21 protein-coding genes and 2 pseudogenes are annotated in these 22,478 nt (G+C 62.2%); 9 read left to right on the top strand and 14 right to left on the bottom strand.

Features of this window, described 5'->3' with window-relative positions; genetic code table 11:
* The first annotated feature begins 24 nt into the window (after positions 1-24).
* On the top strand, positions 25-312 hold the full coding sequence (locus tag J4E08_RS15210; RefSeq protein WP_183965976.1) for an HU family DNA-binding protein: 288 nt from the start codon (positions 25-27) through the stop codon (positions 310-312).
* Positions 313-404: 92 nt separating this feature from the next.
* On the opposite strand, the gene J4E08_RS15205 is transcribed toward J4E08_RS15210, so the two are convergent.
* The 3 genes from J4E08_RS15205 to J4E08_RS15195 form a co-directional block, all read right to left on the bottom strand.
* Positions 405-995, bottom strand: a complete 591-nt coding sequence (locus J4E08_RS15205; RefSeq protein ID WP_183965978.1) for an ImmA/IrrE family metallo-endopeptidase — start codon at positions 993-995, stop codon at positions 405-407.
* Positions 996-1,135: 140 nt separating this feature from the next.
* Positions 1,136-1,828, bottom strand: a complete 693-nt coding sequence (locus tag J4E08_RS15200; RefSeq protein ID WP_349539218.1) for a GNAT family N-acetyltransferase — start codon at positions 1,826-1,828, stop codon at positions 1,136-1,138.
* 23 nt (positions 1,829-1,851) lie between these two features.
* Positions 1,852-3,243 (bottom strand): aminotransferase family protein, encoded by a 1,392-nt coding sequence (locus J4E08_RS15195; RefSeq protein WP_349539261.1) that lies wholly within the window; start codon positions 3,241-3,243, stop codon positions 1,852-1,854.
* A gap of 291 nt (positions 3,244-3,534) precedes the next feature.
* On the opposite strand from J4E08_RS15195, the pseudogene J4E08_RS15190 reads away from it, so the two are divergent.
* The 3 genes and pseudogenes from J4E08_RS15190 (at position 3,535) to J4E08_RS15180 (ending at position 6,388) form a co-directional block, all read left to right on the top strand.
* Positions 3,535-4,529 (top strand): annotated as a pseudogene (locus J4E08_RS15190) (taurine ABC transporter substrate-binding protein).
* Positions 4,486-4,635: pseudogene (locus J4E08_RS15185) on the top strand (ABC transporter ATP-binding protein); the annotation flags it as partial. The pseudogenes J4E08_RS15190 and J4E08_RS15185, both read left to right, overlap by 44 nt.
* A 202-nt stretch (positions 4,636-4,837) precedes the next feature.
* A complete protein-coding gene (locus J4E08_RS15180) occupies positions 4,838-6,388 on the top strand; it encodes an alkaline phosphatase D family protein (protein ID WP_349539217.1) in 1,551 nt (516 codons plus the stop codon).
* Between the two features lie 42 nt (positions 6,389-6,430).
* Here J4E08_RS15180 and J4E08_RS15175 read toward each other — a convergent pair whose 3' ends face one another.
* Positions 6,431-7,531: a zinc-ribbon domain-containing protein gene (locus tag J4E08_RS15175; RefSeq protein WP_349539216.1), complete on the bottom strand. Its 1,101-nt coding sequence runs from the start codon at positions 7,529-7,531 to the stop codon at positions 6,431-6,433.
* A gap of 162 nt (positions 7,532-7,693) precedes the next feature.
* On the opposite strand from J4E08_RS15175, the gene J4E08_RS15170 reads away from it, so the two are divergent.
* From J4E08_RS15170 to J4E08_RS15150, 5 genes are all read left to right on the top strand, one after another.
* The gene (locus tag J4E08_RS15170; RefSeq protein ID WP_183965988.1) at positions 7,694-8,371 is read left to right on the top strand and encodes an ATP-binding cassette domain-containing protein; all 678 of its coding nucleotides are present in this window, start codon (positions 7,694-7,696) and stop codon (positions 8,369-8,371) included.
* Positions 8,368-9,273, top strand: a complete 906-nt coding sequence (locus tag J4E08_RS15165) for a cell division protein FtsX (RefSeq protein WP_349539215.1) — start codon at positions 8,368-8,370, stop codon at positions 9,271-9,273. The genes J4E08_RS15170 and J4E08_RS15165 overlap by 4 nt, the downstream gene beginning before the upstream one ends.
* Positions 9,270-10,046 carry a lysophospholipid acyltransferase family protein gene (locus tag J4E08_RS15160; protein WP_349539214.1) on the top strand — a complete coding sequence of 259 codons (777 nt, stop codon included), beginning with the start codon at positions 9,270-9,272 and terminating at the stop codon, positions 10,044-10,046. The genes J4E08_RS15165 and J4E08_RS15160 overlap by 4 nt, the downstream gene beginning before the upstream one ends.
* Positions 10,015-10,614 carry an MSMEG_1061 family FMN-dependent PPOX-type flavoprotein gene (locus tag J4E08_RS15155; protein ID WP_349539213.1) on the top strand — a complete coding sequence of 200 codons (600 nt, stop codon included), beginning with the start codon at positions 10,015-10,017 and terminating at the stop codon, positions 10,612-10,614. Before J4E08_RS15160 ends, J4E08_RS15155 begins: the two co-directional genes overlap by 32 nt.
* Positions 10,615-10,725: 111 nt before the next feature.
* Positions 10,726-11,424 carry an intradiol ring-cleavage dioxygenase gene (locus J4E08_RS15150; RefSeq protein WP_349539212.1) on the top strand — a complete coding sequence of 233 codons (699 nt, stop codon included), beginning with the start codon at positions 10,726-10,728 and terminating at the stop codon, positions 11,422-11,424.
* A 78-nt stretch (positions 11,425-11,502) separates the two neighbouring features.
* Here the strand turns inward: J4E08_RS15150 and lpdA are convergent, their stop codons facing one another.
* The 10 genes from lpdA to sucC all read right to left on the bottom strand — a co-directional run bounded on the left by lpdA (position 11,503) and on the right by sucC (position 22,087).
* Positions 11,503-12,903 (bottom strand): dihydrolipoyl dehydrogenase, encoded by a 1,401-nt coding sequence (gene lpdA, locus J4E08_RS15145; RefSeq protein WP_349539211.1) that lies wholly within the window; start codon positions 12,901-12,903, stop codon positions 11,503-11,505.
* 102 nt (positions 12,904-13,005) lie between these two features.
* Positions 13,006-13,395, bottom strand: coding sequence for an MAPEG family protein (locus tag J4E08_RS15140; protein ID WP_349539209.1), 390 nt, complete (start codon positions 13,393-13,395; stop codon positions 13,006-13,008).
* The gene (locus J4E08_RS15135) at positions 13,392-13,784 is read right to left on the bottom strand and encodes an MAPEG family protein (RefSeq protein WP_349539208.1); all 393 of its coding nucleotides are present in this window, start codon (positions 13,782-13,784) and stop codon (positions 13,392-13,394) included. The genes J4E08_RS15140 and J4E08_RS15135 overlap by 4 nt, the downstream gene beginning before the upstream one ends.
* Complete coding sequence (locus J4E08_RS15130) at positions 13,784-14,014, bottom strand: hypothetical protein (RefSeq protein WP_183966002.1); 231 nt, start codon at positions 14,012-14,014, stop codon at positions 13,784-13,786. The genes J4E08_RS15135 and J4E08_RS15130 overlap by 1 nt, the downstream gene beginning before the upstream one ends.
* A complete protein-coding gene (locus J4E08_RS15125) occupies positions 14,011-14,556 on the bottom strand; it encodes a hypothetical protein (protein WP_349539207.1) in 546 nt (181 codons plus the stop codon). The genes J4E08_RS15130 and J4E08_RS15125 overlap by 4 nt, the downstream gene beginning before the upstream one ends.
* A gap of 99 nt (positions 14,557-14,655) precedes the next feature.
* The gene (gene odhB / locus J4E08_RS15120; protein ID WP_349539206.1) at positions 14,656-16,191 is read right to left on the bottom strand and encodes a 2-oxoglutarate dehydrogenase complex dihydrolipoyllysine-residue succinyltransferase; all 1,536 of its coding nucleotides are present in this window, start codon (positions 16,189-16,191) and stop codon (positions 14,656-14,658) included.
* Between the two features lie 6 nt (positions 16,192-16,197).
* Positions 16,198-19,167 (bottom strand): 2-oxoglutarate dehydrogenase E1 component, encoded by a 2,970-nt coding sequence (locus J4E08_RS15115; RefSeq protein ID WP_349539205.1) that lies wholly within the window; start codon positions 19,165-19,167, stop codon positions 16,198-16,200.
* 195 nt (positions 19,168-19,362) lie between these two features.
* Positions 19,363-20,244: a succinate--CoA ligase subunit alpha gene (gene sucD / locus J4E08_RS15110; RefSeq protein ID WP_183966012.1), complete on the bottom strand. Its 882-nt coding sequence runs from the start codon at positions 20,242-20,244 to the stop codon at positions 19,363-19,365.
* Positions 20,245-20,388: 144 nt separating this feature from the next.
* The gene (locus J4E08_RS15105; RefSeq protein WP_183966014.1) at positions 20,389-20,739 is read right to left on the bottom strand and encodes a hypothetical protein; all 351 of its coding nucleotides are present in this window, start codon (positions 20,737-20,739) and stop codon (positions 20,389-20,391) included.
* Between the two features lie 154 nt (positions 20,740-20,893).
* Entirely contained in the window at positions 20,894-22,087 is a 1,194-nt protein-coding gene (gene sucC / locus J4E08_RS15100) for an ADP-forming succinate--CoA ligase subunit beta (RefSeq protein WP_183966017.1), read from the bottom strand.
* Positions 22,088-22,478 lie beyond the last annotated feature (391 nt).

Below are 22,478 nucleotides of genomic sequence, written 5' to 3'. Positions count from 1 at the left end.
GGCGCACGCAAAGGAGACCATGAAATGGCGAAACCGATGACAAAAACTCAGCTGGTTGCAGCACTGGCTGAGAAAATGGAAGCCGACAAGAAGACCGCGGGCGCAGCCCTGGACTCGCTGGTGGACATCATCACATCTGAAGTGGCCGACGGCGGTGCCGTGACGCTTCCCGGTGTGGGCAAGATTTACTGCCGCGAGCGCCCCGAGCGCATGGTGCGCAACCCCGCCACGGGCGAGCAGTTCAAGAAAGAAGCCGACAAGCAGGTCAAGGTGACCATTGCGAAGGCTTTGAAAGACAGCGTTAACGCGTAATCTGTTCGCATTGGGGCATGCGGCATGCGGCGCCGGTGTTCCAATGACATCCAATCATTTTGAAAGGGTCGTCCTCGGGCGGCCCTTTTGTCTTACAGGCCAGCGACGGAGGGGCGTTCTTTCCATTCGTATTTGTCGCCTTCGCTGTCGGGCTGCGTCAGGTCGAGCATGGAGGCACGTTCGTAAACAATCTGTGTGGGCACGTTCAGCACATCCGCCACGACAGCCGAGCGTCCTTCGTACCAGAGGTTTTTGAAATCCTCTTCCGGCATCAAAAGCGCGTATGCAAAAAGGCGCGCTTCTTTCCGTGCGGCTGGGTCGGTGGGACTGTAGAGTGCCTGGATGCCGCAGCCAGCGTGTTTTTCGCGCGTGGTCGGCACATGCATGATCCAATGACCAACACCGATGGCGGCAGCGATGCGGTCGTGTCGCGGGCGACCGTTTTTCGGCAGCCAGATCACGGCGCGACTGTTCAGCGGAACATCCAGAATAAGGTCATGCGGAGGGATCGAATATTCGATGTCAACATTCAGGGCGCGGCACAGAGCATCCAGGGGCCCTTCCCGCAAACAGGCGTTAGGATTGTTCTCCAACAGGTCCGCAACGACGGCATCTATCTCATCTTGCGTCGCATTGACAGCGGTTGGCTCCACGTAAGGGTAACTTGGGTATGGCGCGGGCATACGAGGACCTCCGGACAGGTTGCATCAAAACAGGTGGGTGCCCAAAGTCATGCCATGCAACAGGTTGACCGTTCCTGAATGCCGCTGTCCTAAACCGTTAAAGTTCCCTTCAAACCGTCCGGGACTGTCGCGCAGTTGGCTCAGATTGCGTTCAAGGCGCACAATTGTTTGCCTTGATCGTCAAAGTTCGCCGGATCCAGCCAGCGATCGAATCGCGCGGCGAGTGCAGGCCATTCGCTGTCGACGATCGAAAACCATGCCGTATCGCGATTGCGTCCCTTGTAGACGGTCGCCTGCCGAAAGGTGCCCTCGTAGGTAAACCCCAGCCGCTCCGCCGCGCGCCGTGACGGCGCGTTCAGAGCATCGCATTTCCATTCAAATCGACGATAGCCCAGCGTCTCGAACGCGTAACGCATCAGCAGAACCAGCGCCTCTGTCGCCGCGGTGGTGCCTTGCAGCCGGGGCGCGAAGTGAATCCAGCCAACCTCCATGCTCCCGACATCGGGCGCAATCCGCAGCAGCGCACACCTGCCGGAGACGATATTCTGCGCGTCGAGGATCGTGTAGTGTTGTGGATCAACCGTGCCTTGAGCCGCGCGGCACCTGTCCGCGGCCTGTTTCAAACTCGTCCAGGGCGCATCGGGCAGGTAGGTCCAGTCGCTGCCGTCCCCCTCGGCATAGGCGTCAAACAGGCCGGGAGCATCCTCTTCGCGCATCGCACGCAAAGAGCAATACTGCCCCACCAGATCCGTATGTGGCGGGAACGGGCGGGGCAGGGGTGTCGCCACGGGCAGCCCGACAGGCTGGCCGTGGTCGTTTGTGGAGACGGTCATGGATCGCTTGTCATTGGATCGTGTCAGCCAAAGACCCGCGTCAGAGCGCCATCAACCGAAGAGATGATATGGTCGATGTCATCCTTCGCGGCAATCAGCGCAGGCGAGAAACACAACGTGTTGTTCCGACCGGGGACGGAGCGGTTGGTCGCGCCGATGATCACTCCTTGCGCCATGCAGTCGGCGACAACCGCCTGCACCTGCGCCTCTGGCACGACCTCTTTGGTGTGGCGATCGGTGACCAGTTCCGCACCAAGGAACAGCCCCTTGCCACGCACGTCACCGATGACCTTATGCCGGTCCGACAGGGCGCGGAGCTGGTCGAGCATGTAGTCGCCCATGGCGACGGTATTGCCCAGCAGATCCTCGTCCTCGATGATCGCCATGTTTTCGATCGCCGCCGCCGGACCGGCGGTGCAGCCCCCGAAGGTCGAGATATCGCGGAAGTAGTTCAGCGGGTCCGTTGCGTCATCCTTGAACATCTCGAAGACGCGCTCCGAGGTGACGCAGCAGGCGATGGCCGCGTAGCCGGACGCCACACCCTTCGCCATGGTCACGAAATCCGGCTTGATGCCGTAGTGCTGGTATCCGAACCATTCGCCGGTACGCCCGACGCCGCAGACCACTTCGTCGATGTGCAGCAGAATATCGTATTTGTCGCAGATTTCCTGCACCTTCTGCCAGTAGCCTTCAGGCGGGGCGATCACGCCGCCACCTGCGGTCACGGGTTCAAGGCACAGGCCGCCCACGGTGTCCGGGCCTTCGCGCAGGATGACCGCTTCGATCTGCTCGGCGGCCCAAAGGCCGTAGTTCTCCTCCGGTGCGCCGTCTTGCTCATGCTTGCGATACTCAAGGCAATGCGGCACCCGCACGAACCCGGGAGCAAAGGGGCCATACTGCGCGTTACGTTCGTCCTGACCACCCGCGGACAGGCAGCCGATGGTGGTGCCATGGTAATCGCGGTCGCGGAACAGGATCTTGTGCTTCTTGCCGCCATATCGCTTGTGCGCGATCTGACGGATCATCTTGAAGGCTTTCTCGTTCGCCTCGGACCCGGAGTTCGTGTAGTACACACGGGTCAGGCCGGGCATCTTCTCGATCAGCTTTTCGGCAAACAGCGCGCCGGGCACGGATCCTGCGGAGCCCGCGAAATAGTTCAACTTCATCAACTGGTCATAGACCGCCTTGGCGATCCGCTCGCGCCCGTAGCCGACGTTGACCGTCCAGACACCGCCGGACACGGCATCGAGATGCTCCTTGCCCGCTTGGTTCCAGACGCGCATGCCTTTGCCCTCGATGATGATGTTCGGGTCTTTGGACTCGAAGGGTTTATGCTGAACCAGGTGATGCCAGACGTGGGCCTTGTCGGCCTCCACGATGCGGGTGAGATCGTTCTGGGTGTAGGTGCCGTCCATCTTGAATGACTCCATTAGAGGCGATGTTTCCACCACTTGGCCGGATTTTCGAGCGACTTATAGGGCCAAATGGAATGAGGCTGTAAGTCCAGATTTCCACAGGCCGGGCAGTTGTCGATAGGCTTTGCGACAAAATGCATGAATTTAAGCGGATTCGGCGTGATTTCACCCGTGTCGCCCAAGGCGCCTTGTGGACGTGGCGTCCTAAAAAAACAGTGATCCACTGCCTGTTTGCTGGTCGGATCACTCTCAGCGCCCGGCACGAGGCGCAGGCAACAAGGGAGACTCGGGATGAAGGAAACGCGTCTCAGCGCCGTGGCCGGGACGGATGTTATGGTTGGTATGACCCGGGCAGAGACCATCACCGCCGGGTATTTCCTCGAATGGCCGATGCCGTTTGAATACGCCAAGGTCAAAGGCCTGTACGAGGACGCCATGGGCGTCGGCATCAACTGGGTCAGCTTCGACACCGGCCCCGCATGAGCGCGGCGGTGGCCTCTGGCGATGTGCATCTGCCTGTGTCGCAGGGCGTGCCGTCGTTTGTGATCGGTGCCTTTGCCGGGCAGGACCTGCAAGCCTTGGATGTCGCCGTCAGCTATTCGGACAACCACAACTGTGTTGTGGCCGAGGCACTGGAAATCGACAAGGCCTCCGCTGACGAACTGGCGGGCAAGAAGGTCGCTGTGCCGTTGGGCACCGCCGCGCATTATGGCTTCAAGCAAATGCGCCACTTTGGCGTCGACCTCGCCTCGCTTGATCTTGTCGGCATGGCCCCGCCGGATGGTGCGGCGGCACTGGCCCAGGGCTCCATCGACATGGCCTGCGGATAGGGCGGCTCACTGCGTCGCAAGAAGGAACACGGCAATGTGCTGCTGACCGGCGCCGAAAAAGAAAAGCTGGGCATCCTGGTCTTCGACATAACCTCCGGCCCGGCGCCCTGGGTGGTCGAGAACTCCGACATCGTTGCGCGCTGCCTCAAGGTGTCAGCCGAGGCCAACGCCATGTGGGCGGATGAGGGTAACCACGCCAGGATGCTGCCGGTGATCGCCACAGACTCAGGCATGGACGAGGACGCCACGACGGAACCGCTCTCCACCTTCGTCTTCCCCACGGTCGAAAAGCAACCCTCAGACAAGTGGCTGGGCGGCGGCGCGCAGGACGTCATGCTGGGCGTGGCAGATGTCTTTGTCGATGCAGGCTCCATCGACGCGGCGCAAGAAAGCTACGCCGACACCGTGAACACCGGGCCGCATTCACCAGGAATACCGTCTGCCCTTTGCCGATAGGGGCGTCAACGCCGACCTGCGCGAGGTCAAGAAGCACGCAGACTTTGGCGTAAAGCGGGAGGAGATTGTCAGCATGATCTGGGACATGGAAGAGGAAATCCTGGGCCGCGCAAGCCGTCGAAACGCCATAGGCGACGCCTCACGCTTTGCAGCACGGGGACGTACCACGGATCGCGTCAACATAACGGGACAGAAGACCGCCGCGTCACGAGAGCTTCATACGGTCGTTAACTATTTCGTAAGCCACTGTTACATACGCGATGCACCGTCTGTTCATTCTCATGAGCAACACTGACGGAGTTCGCCATATGTCTCGCCTGACATTAAGCCGCCGCCGCTTTCTGGCCGCAGGTACAACCGCCCTGACCACTCTCGCCATGCCGGGTATCCTGCGCGCGGGCCAAGCCCCGCAATTCACCCACGGCGTGCAGTCGGGGGATGTCTCTGCGCAAGGCGGCATGATCTGGACGCGTACGGATCGTCCCGCCAAGGTCATGATGGAGGTCGCAACGACAGAGAGCTTTGCGGATGCACGGGCGCTTGCCCCTCTGCATGCCCATCCTTCAAATGACTTCGCCGTGAAGCGTCTGGTGGACGGGCTCGCCCCCGGACAGCAGGTGTTCTACCGCTTCACCGCGCAGGACCTGACGGATGTGAACGCGGTGTCCGAACCGGTGACAGGCACCTTCCGCACCGCGCCTGCCGCCGGGCAATCGGTCAAGTTCGCATGGTCCGGTGACACCGCCGGGCAGGGGTGGGGCATCGACGACGACGGGATGCTGACCTACGCCGTGATGGCGCGTCACAACCCGGATTTCTTCATCCATTCCGGCGACACGATCTATGCCGACGGTGCGATGCAGGACGAGGTCACCAACGACGCCGGGGAGGTCATCTGGAAGAACACCACCCTGATCGACGAAAAGCGCAAGGTGGCAGAAACGCTCGATGAATTCCGCGGGCAGTGGAAATACAACTTGATGGACCGTCACGTTCTGGAAATGAATGCCTCCGTGCCGACCTTCTACCAGTGGGACGACCATGAAGTGGTGAACAACTGGTCCGACAGCAAGGATCTGACCGCCGACGATCGCTACACCGAAAAATCCGTGCATGTTCTGGCGGCGCGCGCCTCCAAGGCATTCCACGAGATGACGCCGATTTCCTACGCACCGACGGAGCCCGGCCGCGTCTATCGCCGCATGTCCTATGGTCCGATGGTGGATCTGTTTTTCCTCGACCTGCGCAGCTATCGCGGCGCGAACTCCGACAATCTGCAAACCGAAAGATCGGAGGCCACGCGCATCCTTGGCCAAACGCAGCTTGATTGGATTCGGCGGGAGCTGAAGGCCTCCAAAGCGACGTGGAAGGTCATTGCCTGCGATATGCCGATCGGTCTTGTGGTTCGCGACGGCGACACATTCGAGGCCGTGGCCAATGCCGACGATGGCGACGCCAAGGGCCGCGAGCTGGAGATCGCCCAGCTGTTGCGCTTTATCCGCGACGAGGACATTCGCAACACGGTCTGGTTCACCGCCGATGTTCACTACACCGCCGCGCATCACTACTCGCCGGACCGCGCCGCGTTCCAGGAGTTCGCGCCGTTCTGGGAGTTCGTCTCCGGGCCGCTGCACGCCGGAACCTTCGGCCCGAATGCCCTCGACATGACCTTCGGTCCCGAAGTGAAGTTCGTCAAGGCGCCGACCGAAGCACAGGGGGCCAACCTCTCGCCCGCCGAAGGTTTGCAGTTCTTCGGACTGGTGGAGATCGACGGCGACACCGAACAGATGACCGTGCGCCTGATGGACCGTGCCGACAGCGAGCTTTGGTCCGTGACGCTGGACCCGGTCAAGGGCTGACCCATCGCGGCAACGGCGCGGGCCGCTTGCGGCCCGCGTCCTTTAGTCGTCCTGCGCCTTGTCCAGGGTGACCGGCGTCTCGGGCGCGGCTTCATTCGGATCAGTTGCCTCGGAGCTCATGCCATCCAGCATCTGCATCAAAGCCTTGACCTGATCGTCCAGCCAGTCGCGGCCCTCGTCGATCTTGGCGGTGTAGGCGTTCAGCGCCGGCGCGGCTTGCGGCAGGGCCTCGGACAGTTTTGGCGCCATGGCGTAGGTGCTGAGCGCGATCAGACCGAGCACGATGATCAGGGCAAAGCCTTTGCCAAATCCGCCCTGCGGTCTGTCCTCGGACTTCACGCTGGGGCGGTCTGCGGTGTCGATGACGCGCGGCTCTGGGTTGGCGCGCAGGGTTTGGTTGATTTCATCCACATCCGGCAACAGATCACGACGAGAGCCGGCCGCCGCCGCCGCTGCTGCCGCGTTTTCGGACATGGTGTGGCGCTCTGTATCCTCATCCGCATAAGGGTCTGCCGGCGGATGGGCTTCGGTCGGGATGGCCGGGCGCGCGGGGCGTTTCGGAGCGGCACGTCCCGGACCGTCAACCGCATCCCCCCGCAGGCGGGATATGCGCTCACGCGAATGTTGGGAACGCCGCTCAAGTTCGTCGTCATCCGGGTCGGTCAGCCCAAGATCCGGCTGGCTTTCAAGCGGCGCGGTTTGACGCAGCCGTGCCTCGTATTCGCGCTCTTCCCGGAAAATATCGGCAACTTCGGGATCCAATCCGCGCGGTTTCACAGGCGCGACGGACGGGTCCTGCTCTGACGCATGGGCGACTTCGTCCGGGATCGTGTCGTCCGGCAGGTAGGTTTCCGGCAGGTGGGTGTCATCCTCGACGTCATCCTCGGTGGCCGTGACAGGGCCGGGCGTCTCGTCCGCGGGTTCGGAGTCGAAAATGGTCGGCGCGTCGTCGTCGTCCTCGGGGGACCATTCCGCGTCGGGCAGGGGCTGATCAAGCTCGTCGGCCAGCGCCTCATCCTGATCCGGGTGGGTCTGATACCAGGTATGGCCACAGTTGGAACACTGGACGTCGCGTCCAGCCTCTGGGATGACCTCGGTCGGGACGTCGTATTGCGCTCCGCAATTCGGGCAAATCAGCCGCATACTGCTCTTGTCCTGTCTCTGGTTCGTCCCCTCTGGAACGTTAACGCCACAATAGGTGCCTTATCGCATAGGGAAAAGTCCAATGTTCACACTTGCGGTGCGTTGCGCTATGGGGCGTGCACTGGCACAACAGGGCCACCAAAGGGTGAGGACAAACATCCCGTGATCGAGCTGGACAATGTGGCCTATTCCTACAGCGGGGATGCGCTGCTGACCGATATATCGTTGCAGCTTGCGCCGGGGACGTTTCACTTCCTGACCGGCCCGTCCGGTGCAGGCAAAACGACCTTTCTCAAGCTGTGTTACGGCGCGCTGAAACCGACGGGCGGCAGCGTGCATATCTTTGGCGACGATGTGACAGAAATGGACCGCGACGCAGTGGCTTACATGCGGCGGCGCGTCGGTGTCGTGCATCAGGACTGCCAGTTCCTCGACCATTTGTCCGTGGCCGAAAACGTGGCGCTGCCGTTGTCCGTCTCCGGACAGGCGACGCCGGATCAGGCCGAGAACCTCAACGAGCTGATGGGCTGGGTCGGATTGCAAGGCAAGTTCGACAGTCTTCCCCCAGAGCTGTCAGGCGGCGAACGTCAGCGCGCGGCGCTGGCGCGGGCGCTGATCCTGTCGCCGGACGTGATTCTCGCCGATGAACCCACCGGCAACGTCGACTGGGAAATGTCGCAGCGGCTGTTGCGCCTGCTGATTGAACTCAACCGCATGGGCAAGACTGTGATGATCGCGACCCACGACCTCGGGCTGATCCGCGCGGCCAAGGCGCATGTCCAGGCGCGCGTCCTTCGGATCACCAATCGCACACTGCAAACGGCAGGGGCAGACCTGTGAGGGCGCGTCTGGATCAGGTGATCGCGCTGCTGAAAGGCGACCAGGGCGCGGACCGCATCGTACCGCCCTCGGGCTTTACCGTGCGCCTGACGCTGTTCACCTCGGCGGCCATGGCCTTTCTGACGATCTTTGCGCTGGCTTTGTCGCTGGCCGCGGGGCGTCTTGGCACAAGCTGGGGGGATGAACTGGCGCGGGCCTCCACCATCCGCATCTCCGCCCCGCCGGAGCAGATGCAGGAACAGGTGGCCAGCGTGCTGCGCCTGCTGGAACAAACACCCGGCGTGGAAAACGCCCGCGCGCTCAGCGCCGATGAACAGCGAGAGCTGCTGGAGCCGTGGTTCGGCCCCGCATTGCCGGTGGAACAGCTTCCCGTGCCGCAACTGATCGACGTGTCCGAGACCTCCGATGGCTACGACGCCGACAGCCTGCGCCTGCGCCTGCAAGCAGAGGCACCGGGCGCCGTGCTGGATGAACACACCCGGTGGCGCAGACCGCTGGTGGCGGCGGCCTCGCGGTTGCGGCTGCTGGGCTGGGTATCGATCCTGCTGATCGGCGCGGCCACGGGGGCAATGGTCACGCTGGCCGCTCACGCGGCGCTGGCGGCCAACGCGCAAGTCATCGCCGTGCTGCGGCTGGTGGGCGCCACAGACGGCTATATCGCGCAGGCCTTCGTGCGTCGGTTCACCCTGCGGACCCTGTCAGGCGCGCTGGCGGGCACGCTCGCCGGAATGGCCGCGCTGCTGCTGATGCCCTCGGCCGGGGATGTCGAAGGTCTGCTGACCGGACTTCGGTTTGAGGGATGGCAATGGCTCTTGCCGCTTGTGGTGCCGCCGCTCGCCGCATTGGTCGCCTATATCGCCACATCCGCAGCGGCGCGTCGCGTCCTTGGGGGGCTGGCATGACCGCTCCGGCAAAGCTGACCGACCGCATCGGGCCGGTGCAATGGGTGCGCTCCGTGCTGTTCGTGTTCCAGATGTACCTCGCCATGGCGGTGATGGGCGTGCTGTATTTCCCGTGGGCCATGCTGTCGCGGCGCGGCGCGCGCGCGGCCTGCCGGCACTACTGCCTGTGGGTGCGCTGGACAGCGTCCTGGATGGTCGGCCTGAAAACCGAAATCCGCGGCAAGGTGCCGACAGGCGAAGTGCTGATCGCCTCCAAACACCAGTCCTTTCTCGACATCATCATGATCTTTTCCGTTGTACCGGCGGGCAAATTCATCATGAAACGGGAACTGCTCTGGACCCCGATCCTGGGTCAATACGCCCTGCGCATCGGTTGCGTTCCGGTGGAGCGGGGCAAGCGAGGGCAGGCCATTTCGCGCATGTTGAAGGACGTCAAAAGCGGTTTGGTCGAACCCGGTCAACTTATCATCTACCCTCAGGGCACGCGTGTCTCTCCCGGCGTGACGAAACCCTACAAGGTCGGCGCGGCCCTGCTGTCAGAGCAGACCGGCCAGTCCTGCGTGCCAGCGGCCACCAACGTCGGCCTGTTCTGGCCGCGCAAGGGCATATGGCGCAAGCCCGGTCTTGCGGTGGTGGAGTTTCTCCCACAGATTAAACCGGGGCTGGCGCGTGAGACCTTTATGATCCGGCTCGAAACCGAGGTCGAAGCAGCCTCGGATCGGTTGATGCAGGAGGCAGGCTATGAACCGGATCAAGGACATCGCGACGCTTGAGGCGCTCTATCCGGCGCCGGTTCCCGCGTCCATTGCCAAACAGACGGCGGGGCTGACCCCGCTTTACCGCAAATGGGTCGAAGGCTCGCGCTTTTGCATCCTGTCGACCGTGGGCGAGGGTGTGCATGGCACCCCGCGCGGCGACGATGGTCCGGTTGTGCGGGTGCAGGATGCCCAGACCCTGCTGATGCCGGACTGGATGGGCAACAACCGACTGGAAGCGCTGCGCGACATTGTCACCGATGGGCGCGTGGGTCTGTTGTTCATGGTGCCCGGCAGCACCACGACACTGCGGGTGAACGGGCGGGCGTATCTGACCGACGATGCCACCTTGCGGGCGGGCTTTGCCAAGGGCACGCGCCAGCCCGCCACGGTGATCGTGGTGGACATCGCCGAGGTCTACACGCAATGCGCCAAGGCGATGTTGCGCTCCGGTCTTTGGACCCGCGACGACAGCGCGACCGTCCCGCGCACCGGTGACATGCTGGCCGAAGTCACCAATGGCGCGCATGGCGGAGCAGACTACGATTCGAATTATCCAGCCTATGCAGCGCCCAGAATGTGGTAAAATAACTCTGAACTTTTGCTCTGCGCCAGTGCACGGAACCTGCGCGCGAACCCATTGACTGAATCCTTTCGCAAAAGCGTTGTTAGAATATCCGATGCGAAAGGACCCCATATGAATGCCAACGTCATTGATCGCCGTATGCTCATGGCTGCCTTCGCCGCGTCGCCTGTTGTCGCTACGGGCATTGGCACGTTTCCCGGCAGCTCGCGCGCTCAGGCTGCTTCTGCAGGGCTCGTGTCGCCCAATGTCTGCATGGTCATGCCCGAGCTGACCGAAGGCCCGTTTTATCTGGATCCAAAGCTTGTCCGCAATGACATCACCGAGGATCGGCAGGGACGCCCCATGCGCCTTCAGCTTCAGGTGGTCACCGCAGACTGCGCGCCCGTCAAAGACGCCCGTGTTGATGTCTGGCACTGCGACGCCGAAGGGGCCTACTCCGGCGTGTCGAACTTTGGCGGTGTCGATACGCGGGACGAGACGTTTCTGCGCGGCACCCAGATCAGCGATGCGCGCGGGATCGTGACGTTTCAGACGATTTACCCCGGATGGTATCGCGGACGCACCACGCACATTCACTACAAGATTTTCCTGAATGATCGTACGGTGGTAACCAGTCAGCTGTTCTTCCCTGACGCGACCTCGGAATACCTCTTTCGCAATGTCCCCCCTTACAACAGCCGTGGCGCGACACGGGACACGATGAATGGGAACGACAGCATCGCAGAGCGCGCCGGACCGGGGGCCTACGCTGCCATTGTCGATCAACGGGAGTTCTACGACGCCTCTCTCGTGGTCGGAATTGTCAGCTGACAATTTTTTCGTCGACAGATCGTTGAGACACCAAAGGGCGACCTGTCAGGCCGCCCCTTTTCGTTGATTGCAACAGTGTTACGCGTGGATCGCGCCGTCGCCACAGGCCAGCGCGGCCTCTCGCACAGCCTCGGAAAACGTCGGGTGCGCGTGGCAGGTCAGGGCGATGTCCTCTGCTAATGCACCAAACTCCATGCCGACGCAGATCTCGTGGATCAGGTCGCCCGCCATGGGACCGATGATGTGGCAGCCCAGAATGCGGTCGGTGTCCTTGTCGGCCAGCAGTTTGACGAAGCCTTCGCCCTGGAACATGGCCTTCGCACGGCCGTTCCCCATGAAGGAAAACTTGCCGACCTTATAGGCCTTGCCCTCTTCCTTGAGCTGCGCCTCGGTCTTGCCCACGGCGGCGACTTCAGGCGTGGTGTAGATCACCGACGGGATCACGTTGTAATTCACATGGCCATGCTTGCCGGCGATGACCTCTGCGGCGGCCATGCCTTCGTCTTCGGCCTTGTGCGCCAGCATCGGCCCTTCGACCACGTCACCGATGGCGTAAATGCCGTCGACATTGGTCTTCCACTCACTGTTGACGGCGATCTGGCCACGCTTGGTCATCTCGATCCCCAGCGCGTCGAGGCCAAGACCATCGGTGAATGGCTTGCGCCCGGTGGCGACCAGCACGACATCGGCCTCTGCGGTGTGCTCGGACTCGTCCTTGCGCAGCGTGTAAGTGACGGTGGCCTTGTTCGCCGTCGCCTCGACCTTGGACACGGCGGCGCCCATGGTGAACTCCAGCCCCTGCTTGGTCAGGATCTTCTGGAACTGCTTCTGAACCTCGGCGTCCATGCCGGGGGTCACATGGTCGAGGAACTCGATCACCTGCACCTCGGCGCCAAGACGCTTGTAGACCGACCCCATTTCAAGGCCGATCACACCTGCGCCGATGACAATCATCTTCTTGGGGATCTTGGGCAGGGCCAGCGCGCCGGTGCTGTCGACAACAACGCCCTTGTCATTGTCCACGGTCACGTCGGCACCGGGAACCGATGCCACCTCGGAGCCGGAGGCGATCAGGATATTCTTGGCCTCGTAGACGTCGTCACCGACCTTGACCTTGCCTGCCTCGGGGATGGAGCCCCAGCCCTTCAGCCAATCGACCTTGTTCTTCTTGAACAGGAATTCGATGCCCTTGGTGTTCTGGCCGATCACGTCGTCCTTGTAGGACAGCATCTGCTTCCAATCGACGGAGGGCGTCTTGCCCTTGAGGCCCATCTTGGCAAAGTTGTGCTCTGCCTCGTGCAGCTGGTGGCTGGCGTGCAGCAGGGCCTTGGACGGGATACACCCCACGTTCAGGCAGGTGCCGCCGAGCGTTTCACGGCCTTCGACGCAGGCGGTTTTCAGACCCAGCTGAGCGGCGCGAATGGCAGCAACGTAGCCACCGGGGCCTCCGCCGATGACGATGACGTCGTATTGGGACATTGTCGGTTCCTTTCAGTAACGGGGGGAAGGGCGCGGCCCCTCAGGGACTTTGACCCATCTACCCCGGGATTTTCGGATTAAGAATACGCGGTGGGCGCTGCGTCACAACAAGCTCCAGATCAGCAGGAACACCGTTGAGAACAGACCGACCAGCCAGATGAGCGAGCGCCACGGTGTCCAGCCCCAGACATAAGCCGGAACGTAAAGCACGCGGGCGATGAGAAAAAGCGCGGAGGCGATGGCCGTGGCACCCCCTGTCTTGTCGGCGTAGGTCACGGCCATCACGGCGACCGCAAAAAGGATCAGCGCCTCAAAGCTGTTGGCCATGGTGCGTTGCAGCCGCCCGGCCTTGCCGGTCAAAGTGCGCGGCGTGTCACGGGGCGACAGCGCATAGCCGCGCCCCACCTGCATCTGCGCCGTGATCGAATAGGCAACGAAGGTGGCCACCTGCAGCAGCGCGACCAGAACGAGGGCTGTCAATTCAGGGGTCATCCAAACAGGCTCCTGACGATCATGGCGATGGTCGCCACAAAGCCGGTCATGAAGATCACCGACCGCCACGGCACCCAGCCAAAGGCATAGGCCGGCAGGTACAGCGCCCGTGCAACCACAAAGATCCACGCGCACAGCGCCGTGAACCAGCCGTTGGTTTCGGTGAACTGTACCAGCACCACGGCGATGATGAACGGGCCGATGTTCTCCGTATGGTTGCCCAAGGCCCGACGCAGACGCTGGGTGCGCTGGCCAAGGTCGAGGTCTCCGTCACGGGGCTTCAGGTTGCCTTCGTGGCCAATGTCGGCCTCCAGCGACTTCTGCGACCACATCACGGCAAAGACGTGGATCAACACCGTGGCGGCGAGGGCGGCCAGCTCATAGGTCATCACAGGGTCTCCAGCATGTGCGAGGCGGCGGGCGGATGGCTCAGCGCGCTTTCCTTGGACAGCCAGTCGCGGGCCTTTTGCCCATCGTTCACGGTGAACAGGGCCCAACGTGCGCTGCCTTCTTTCCACATCTGCAACAAGGTCAGGCCCGCCTGTCCGCGCGCCTCTGCATCGGCGTCAAAGGCAGACTGGTCGAAATGATCGTACTTGAGAAGGAGTTGAGTGGTCATGCGGCCTCCAGGGCTTTGGCGATCCGGGCGGCGCGGTCATCAAAGGTCAGGCCGCGCGCCGAGGGATGTATGGTTTCGATATGGTCTATACCGAAACCACGTAGGACGCTGGCGGCATCTGTCCCGCAGGCAATGGGACGCCGGCCCATCAATTCGTACTGGCCCACCGCCTCGAACGAGGCGCGCTTGTCCTTCATCGGGATGACGGAGGAGCGTGTGGCGGTCAGCAGTGCAAAGACAGGCGTGATGTAGATGTCGGCGCGTGTCAGGCCCACGAGGTCGAGCACCTTGTCGATCACGCGGTTGTAGGGGTTGCCCGGCAGGTAGCCCTGCTGCGTCAGGATCGCACGATTGGCATTGGCCGACGGGGCGTCGAGCCAGTCTTTCGAGATGATCATCGGCCCGGAGAGATTGCCGGAGGTCATCTGGATGGGCGAGACATAATCGCCGTCGAAGCCTTCCTCTGCGAGAGTTCTGTAACCGGGCAGGGAGAGGGCGCGACGGCGGCGGATGGCGTCGATGTATCGGTCTGAAGCAATCATGAGGTGTTAGCTTCTGCTCGTTTCCAGTGACAAAGCGCCAGCCGGGGCATGGGCGGGCATGTTCTATCACGCCCGCCGAAAGAGATATCTATCCGTGGATTACAGGTCCATCAGCAGGCGGCGCGGATCTTCCAGCGCTTCCTTGACGCGCACGAGGAAGGTCACGGCGCCTTTGCCGTCGACGATGCGGTGATCGTAGGACAGGGCGAGGTACATCATCGGGCGGATCTTGATCTCGCCATTGACGACCATCGGACGGTCCTGGATCTTGTGCATGCCGAGGATGCCCGACTGCGGGGGGTTCAGGATCGGTGAGGACATCAGCGAGCCGTAGACACCACCGTTGGAGATGGTGAAGGTGCCGCCCTGCATTTCCGCCATGGAGAGCTTGCCGTCGCGGGCGCGTTTGCCCTTTTCACCGATGGCCTTTTCGATCTCGGCGAAAGACATGCTGTCCGCGTCACGGATGACCGGCACGACCAGACCCTGCGGCGTGCCCGCGGCCACGCCCATGTGGACGAAGTTCTTGTAGACGATCTCGGTGCCGTCGATTTCGGCGTTGACCTCGGGGACCTCTTTCAGAGCGTGGCAGCACGCCTTGGTGAAGAAGGACATGAAGCCCAGACGCACGCCGTGCTTCTTCTCGAACTGGTCCTTGTACTGGTTCCGCAGGGCCATGACCTCGGTCATGTCCACCTCGTTGTAGGTGGTCAGGATCGCGGCGGCGTTCTGCGCATCCTTCAGGCGGCGCGCGATGGTCTGACGCAGGCGCGTCATCTTTACGCGCTCTTCGCGGTCGGCATCTTCTGCGGGGGACGGGGCGCGCGGGGCGCTCGCCGGGGCGGAGGAGGCTTTCGGCGCGGAGTTCGCAGCCGCAACGGCAGCCGCCACGTCGGACTTGGTCGCGCGACCGTCCTTGCCGGTGCCTTTGACGTCGTCACGCTTCACGCCTGCTTCGGCCATGGCCTTTTCAGCGGCGGGACCGTCCTTGATGTCCTTGCCGGGGCCTGCGTTGCCAGCGTCCGGGGTGGAATACTGGTTGTCGTCAGGCGCTTTGGACGGGGAGGCCGATGCGCCGCCGGAGCCACCCATCACAGCCAGCTTGCCGCCTGCTTCGACGGTGGAGCCTTCTTCGGCGAGGATCTCTGTCAGCGTGCCGGACGTCGGTGCGGGCACTTCGACGGAGACCTTGTCGGTTTCCAGCTCGCAGAGCATTTCGTCCTGCTCCACACTGTCGCCGACCTTTTTGAACCAGGTGGAGACGGTGGCCTCCGACACGGACTCGCCCAAGGTCGGCACCATCACGTCGACACTTTCGCTGCCTTTGGAGGGGGACGCAGGGCCGTCTTCGGATGTGGCTTTCTCCTCGCGGGGCTTGGTTTCCTCGGGGCCTGCGTTGCCTTCCTCGGAGACATTCGCCAGCAGAGCATCGACACCCACGGTGTCGCCTTCGTTCGCGACGATATCGGACAGTGTGCCCGCCACGGGGGAGGGGACTTCGACCGTCACCTTGTCGGTTTCCAGCTCACAGAGCATCTCGTCTACTGCGACGCTGTCACCGGGTTTCTTGAACCAGGTGGCGACGGTCGCCTCGGATACGGATTCGCCCAGGGTGGGGACGCGTACTTCGGTCATCTTCAGTTATCCTTCGATCGTCAGCGCTTCGTCGACGAGCGCCTGTTGTTGTGCCTTGTGTGCGGACGCGAGGCCGGTGGCGGGCGACGCGGATGTGGCGCGGCCCACGTACCGCGGACGAGAATACTCGGCCTTGATGCGGCCCAGAACCCATTCGATGTTCGGCTCGATGAAGTGCCACGCGCCCTGGTTCTTGGGCTCTTCCTGGCACCAGATCATTTCGGCCTGGGAGAAACGCTCCAGCTCCTTGACGAGGCTGATCGCCGGGAAGGGATAGAACTGTTCCACACGAAGCAGGTACACATCATCAAGGCCGCGGCTGTCACGCTCTTCGAGCAGATCGTAGTAAACCTTGCCGGAGCACATGACGACGCGCTTGATCTCGTTGTCGGGCTTGAGCTTGATGTCGGAGATGCCTGCCTCGGCGTCGTCCCACAGCACGCGGTGGAAGGACGACCCGGTGGTGAACATGTCGACATCAGAGACGCAGAGCTTGTGGCGCAGCAGCGACTTCGGCGTCATCAACATCAGCGGCTTGCGGTAGCTGCGATGCAGCTGGCGGCGCAGGATGTGGAAGTAGTTCGCCGGGGTCGAGCAGTTCGCCACGATCCAGTTGTCCTGACCACACATCTGCAGGAAGCGTTCGAGACGAGCGGAGGAGTGCTCCGGTCCCTGACCCTCGAACCCGTGCGGCATCAGGCAGACGAGGCCCGACATGCGCAGCCATTTGGATTCACCCGACGAGATGAACTGGTCGAACATGATCTGCGCGCCGTTGGCAAAGTCACCGAACTGGGCTTCCCAAAGGGTCAGCGCGTTGGGTTCCGCCAGCGAGAAGCCATATTCGAAGCCAAGCACCGCGTATTCTGACAGCGCCGAGTCGATGACTTCGTAACGCGCCTGACCCTCGCGGATATTGTTGAGCGGGTAATACCGTTCCTCGGTCTCCTGGTTCACGAAGGCCGAATGGCGTTGCGAGAAGGTGCCGCGCGTGCTGTCCTGACCGGACAGACGCACCGGGTATCCTTCGAGCTGAAGCGAACCAAAGGCCAGGGATTCTGCGGTGGCCCAGTCAAAGCCCTTGCCGGTTTCGAACATCTTGGCGCGCGCATCGATGAGACGGCCCACGGTTTTGTGGATCGGGTAGCCGTCGGGAATGGTGGTGAGCGCCTTGCCCACATCAGCGAGGGTATCCTTGCTGATGGCGGTCTTGCCGCGCTGGTATTTGCCCTCTTTCTGCTTGTCGAGGTGTGACCAGCGCCCGTCCAGCCAATCGGCCTTGTTGGGCTTGTAGACCTTACCGGCTTCGAACTCCTCGTTCAGTTTCGCCTGGAACGCGGCCTTCATATCCTCGATTTCGCCTTCCGGGATCAGGCCGTCCTTGACCAGACGTTCCGTGTACAGGGTCAGCGTGGTCTTCTGCTTCTTGATCTTGGTGTACATGACCGGGTTGGTGAACATGGGCTCGTCGCCCTCGTTGTGACCAAAGCGGCGGTAGCAGAAGATGTCGAGCACCACGTCCTTGCCGAACTTCTGGCGGAACTCGGTCGCGACCTTGGCGGCGTGGACCACGGCCTCCGGATCGTCGCCGTTGACGTGGAAGATCGGCGCCTCGACGACCAGCGCGTTGTCCGTCGGGTAGGGCGAGGACCGCGAGAAGTGCGGCGCGGTGGTAAAGCCGATCTGGTTGTTGACGATGATGTGCATGGTGCCGCCGGTGCGGTGCCCGCGCAGACCTGACAGGGCAAAGCATTCCGCCACAACACCCTGACCGGCAAAGGCCGCATCGCCGTGAAGCAGTACTGGCATGACCTGCGTGCGGTTGGTGTCGTTCAGCTGATCCTGCTTGGCGCGGACCTTACCCAGAACAACGGGGTTCACCGCCTCCAGGTGGGAAGGGTTCGCGGTCAGCGACAGGTGGACGGGGTGGCCGTCGAACTCACGGTCGGAGGACGCGCCGAGGTGGTATTTCACGTCGCCGGAGCCGTCCACATCCTCGGGTTTGAACGAGCCGCCCTGGAATTCGTTGAAGATCGCCTTGTACGGCTTTTGCATCACGTTGGCGAGGACAGACAGACGGCCGCGGTGCGGCATGCCGATGACGATGTCCTTCAGGCCGAGGTTGCCGCCGCGCTTGATGATCTGCTCCATCGCGGGGATCAGGCTTTCCCCACCGTCGAGGCCAAAGCGCTTGGTGCCCATGTACTTGACGTGAAGGAATTTCTCGAAGCCCTCTGCCTCGACCATCTTGTTCAGGATGGCCTTGCGGCCCTCGCGGGTGAACTGGATTTCCTTGCCGTAGCCCTCGATACGTTCCTTCAGCCAGGACGCCTGTTCTGGGTCGGAGATGTGCATGTATTGCAGCGCGAAGGTGCCGCAGTAGGTGCGTTTGACGATGGCGACGATCTCGCGGAGCGACGCGATTTGCAGACCCAGCACGTTGTCGATGAAGATCGGGCGATCCATGTCCGCTTCGGTAAAACCGTAAGACTTGGGATCGAGCTCCGGATGGTTCGACGTGTCGCGCAGACCCAGCGGGTCGAGGTCGGCGGCGAGGTGGCCCCGGATCCGGTAGGCGCGGATGATCATCAGCGCGCGGATCGAATCCAGCACAGCGCGTTGGATCGCTTCGTTGGAGACCTGAACACCCTTTTCATCCGCCTTGGCAGCGATCTTCTTGGCGGCGCCTTTGGCCTCTGCCGGGACGGCGGGCATGGGCCATTCACCGGTCAGCGCGGCGGTCAGATCGTCCGTGGGCTGCGGCGGCCAGTCCTTGCGCGCCCAAGAGGGGCCTTCGGCCTCCTGCGTGACGGCGCTGTCGTCGTCGCCCATCTGGTCGAAGAACGCCTTCCATGCATCATCCACCGCATTGGGGTCGTTGGCATAGCGCGCGTACATCTGTTCGAGGTACTCGGCATTGTGCCCCTGCATGAAGGAGGAGGCATGGAATTGATCGTTGGGGCTTTGGTCGGTCATGGGTTGCGCGTCCTTTTGTGTTCGACCAGCGGAGTGGCAAAAGGGAGACCCGAGGTTCCGTTGGCGGGTTTCCGTCGTGACACTCCGGAAGCGGTCCGGGGCGGGGTGGGTATTGGCCAAAATGCGTGTCTGGCCAATACCTTGAACATTGGGTCGCGGAGCCGTCGGGACAAGCCCGGACGGCCCGCTTTTGCGTCAGCCGATGGCCTTGAGCACGGCTTCGCCGAGGGTCGCGGGGCTGTCTGCCACCACGATGCCTGCGGATTGCATGGCTTCGATCTTGTCCTCGGCGCCACCTTTGCCGCCTGCGACGATCGCACCGGCGTGACCCATGCGGCGTCCCGGAGGCGCTGTGCGGCCCGCGATGAAGCCGGCGGTCGGCTTCCAGCGGCCTTTTTTCCGCTCATCGGCAAGGAACTGCGCCGCTTCTTCCTCGGCGGAGCCACCGATCTCACCGATCATGATGATCGACTGGGTTTCCGGGTCGGCGAGGAACATTTCCAGGACGTCGATATGCTCGGTGCCCTTGATCGGGTCGCCGCCGATGCCGACGGCTGTGGTCTGGCCCAGACCGCTGTCGGAGGTCTGCTTGACCGCCTCGTAGGTCAGGGTGCCGGACCGGGACACGACACCGACGCTGCCACGTTTGTGGATGTGGCCGGGCATGATGCCGATCTTGCAGGCGCCGGGCGTGATGACACCGGGGCAGTTCGGGCCGATGAGCGTGGATTTGGACGTCTCCAGCGCGCGCTTCACCTTCATCATGTCGAGCACCGGAATGCCCTCGGTGATGCATACGATCAGCTCCATCTCGGCGTCGATGGCTTCGAGGATCGAATCCGCTGCGAAGGGCGGCGGAACATAGATCACGGAGGCGTTCGCCTCGGTCACGTGTTTGGCTTCGTGCACGGAGTTGAAGACCGGCAGGTTGAGGTGGGTCTGCCCGCCTTTGCCCGGCGTCACGCCGCCGACCATCTTGGTGCCGTAGGCAATCGCCTGCTCGGTGTGGAAGGTGCCCTGCGAGCCGGTGAGACCCTGGCAGATGACCTTGGTGTTTTCGTCGATGAGAACGGCCATGTGTGTCGCTTTCTTCGTAAGATTATTGGGAAAAGGCCGGGGTGTGCCCAGCCAAATGAGGCACATGCGATGGCGCATGCAAAGACGACCCGCGCCACGAAATGGCGGGGTCGTCATGTTTGTTGATGGAAATGGGGGCAGGCGTCAGAGCTTGCGGCCGACGGCCTCGTCCAGAATGCGCGCGGTCAGCATGGCTGCGCCGCCGAGTATCAGCGACTTGCCAAGCTTGGTGGTGACATTGCCCGGCGCAAAGTTCGCCGCGCGGTCCCGTGCGAAGGTCGCAGCCTTCACCCCCCTGCTTTTCTTGCGCGAAGCGCCGTACTGAAGGGGATTGGGCAGTGTCCCAAAGCGTGGATTGACCTTCTTGAGCAGAAGACCTGCTGCAATCATCCCGGCACCATACACCAGAGGCGACATGCGCGCTCTTTTGCTGGGCACCGGCAAGGCGGCTTCCTTGGCTTCGTCCAGATTGCTTTTGCGCAGTTTCTTCAACATCACGTGTACCTCCGTTGCAGAGGTAACCCGTGAAAGCCGCAACCGGTTCCCGCACAGCCGCGGAAACGGGACAGAAAGCCTGCCGCGCTTCGTTGGACATATGATGGGAAATCGGTTGCATCTGATGCTCTCTTGTCGCTGCCCCGAGGGACGCTTAGCCCTTGACCGCTTTGACGATCTTTTCGGCACCGTCCTTGAGGTCGTCGGCGGCGATCACGTCCAGACCGGAGTTCTGGATGATCTCCTTGCCCTTTTCGACGTTGGTGCCTTCGAGACGGACAACCAGCGGAACCTGAAGGCCGACGTCCTTGACCGCGGCGATGACACCTTCCGCGATGACGTCGCAGCGCATGATGCCGCCAAAGATGTTGACCAGGATGCCTTTGACGTTCTTGTCAGAGGTGATGATCTTGAAGGCTTCTGTCACCTTCTCCTTGGTCGCGCCGCCGCCCACGTCGAGGAAGTTGGCAGGCTCTGCGCCGTAGAGCTTGATGATGTCCATGGTCGCCATGGCGAGGCCTGCGCCGTTCACCATGCAGCCGATTTCACCGTCGAGCGCGATGTAGTTCAGATCGTACTTGGAAGCTTCCAGTTCCTTGGAGTCCTCCTCGGTGGTGTCGCGCAGCTCTGCCACGTCCGACTGGCGGTACATGGCGTTGCCGTCGAAGCCGACTTTGGCGTCGAGCACTTTGAGGTCACCGCCGGGCATGACGATCAGCGGGTTGATCTCCAGCATCTCCATGTCCTTCTCGATGAAGGCCTTGTAGAGGATGCCCATCAGCTTGACGCACTGCTTCATTGCGGCGCCTTCGAGGCCGAGCGCAAAGCCGACACGGCGGCCGTGGAACGGCTGGTAGCCGGTGGCCGGGTCGACGGAGAAGGACAGGATCTTTTCCGGGGTCGAGGCTGCGACCTCTTCGATGTCCATGCCGCCCTCGGTGGAGCAGACGAAGGACACGCGCGATGTCTGCCGGTCGACGAGCAGCGCAAGGTACAGTTCGCGATCAATGTCGGAGCCGTCTTCGATGTAGATGCGGTTGACCTGCTTGCCCGCAGGGCCGGTCTGGTGCGTGACGAGGGTCTTGCCCAGCATCTTCTTGGCTTCTTCTGCGGCCTCTTCGACCGACTTGGTCAGACGTACGCCGCCTTTTTCACCGGCTTCGGCTTCCTTGAAGGAGCCTTTTCCGCGACCGCCTGCGTGGATCTGAGCCTTGACCACCCAAAGAGGGCCGTCGAGCTCGCCTGCTGCGGTCTTGGCATCTTCGGCCCTGAGCACGGCGCGGCCGTCAGAAACAGGCGCGCCGTAGCTGCGCAGGAGGGCCTTAGCCTGGTATTCGTGGATATTCATGAGTCCATGATCCCGTGGTTGCTGCGATTTGTCCTCGGTATAGGCAACCAAACCCGTTAGGGCGAAGTGATTATTGCCGCATGTACGTAAAACTCTGTGGTTTTTGCAGTTTGTGATCACGGCCAGAAACGCTGTGATCACAGGCGGGTGGTGCAGCTATGCGTTGCATCAACGAATCACTTTACGTGGATCTTGGATGGTAAGCCGCAGAAGAAAGAGACAACTGCCGAACGCTTTAACGCGCCGGCCAAGCTGGGCGTCGTGCGCTCCGAACGTGACGCCGCGGGATCTTGGTGATGTTGTCCATTTACAGGGCCCAGCATGTCGCGATGCCCAAAAATCCGGAAGAGGCCGGGGGGAACGCCCTGCGTCTGAGAGCACTGCCGACCGT

This window comes from Sagittula sp. NFXS13 (genome assembly GCF_040148795.1).
Taxonomy (GTDB): domain Bacteria; phylum Pseudomonadota; class Alphaproteobacteria; order Rhodobacterales; family Rhodobacteraceae; genus Sagittula; species Sagittula marina.
Note: the sequence above shows the minus strand (reverse complement) of the source record. Positions and strands in the feature narration are given on the sequence as shown.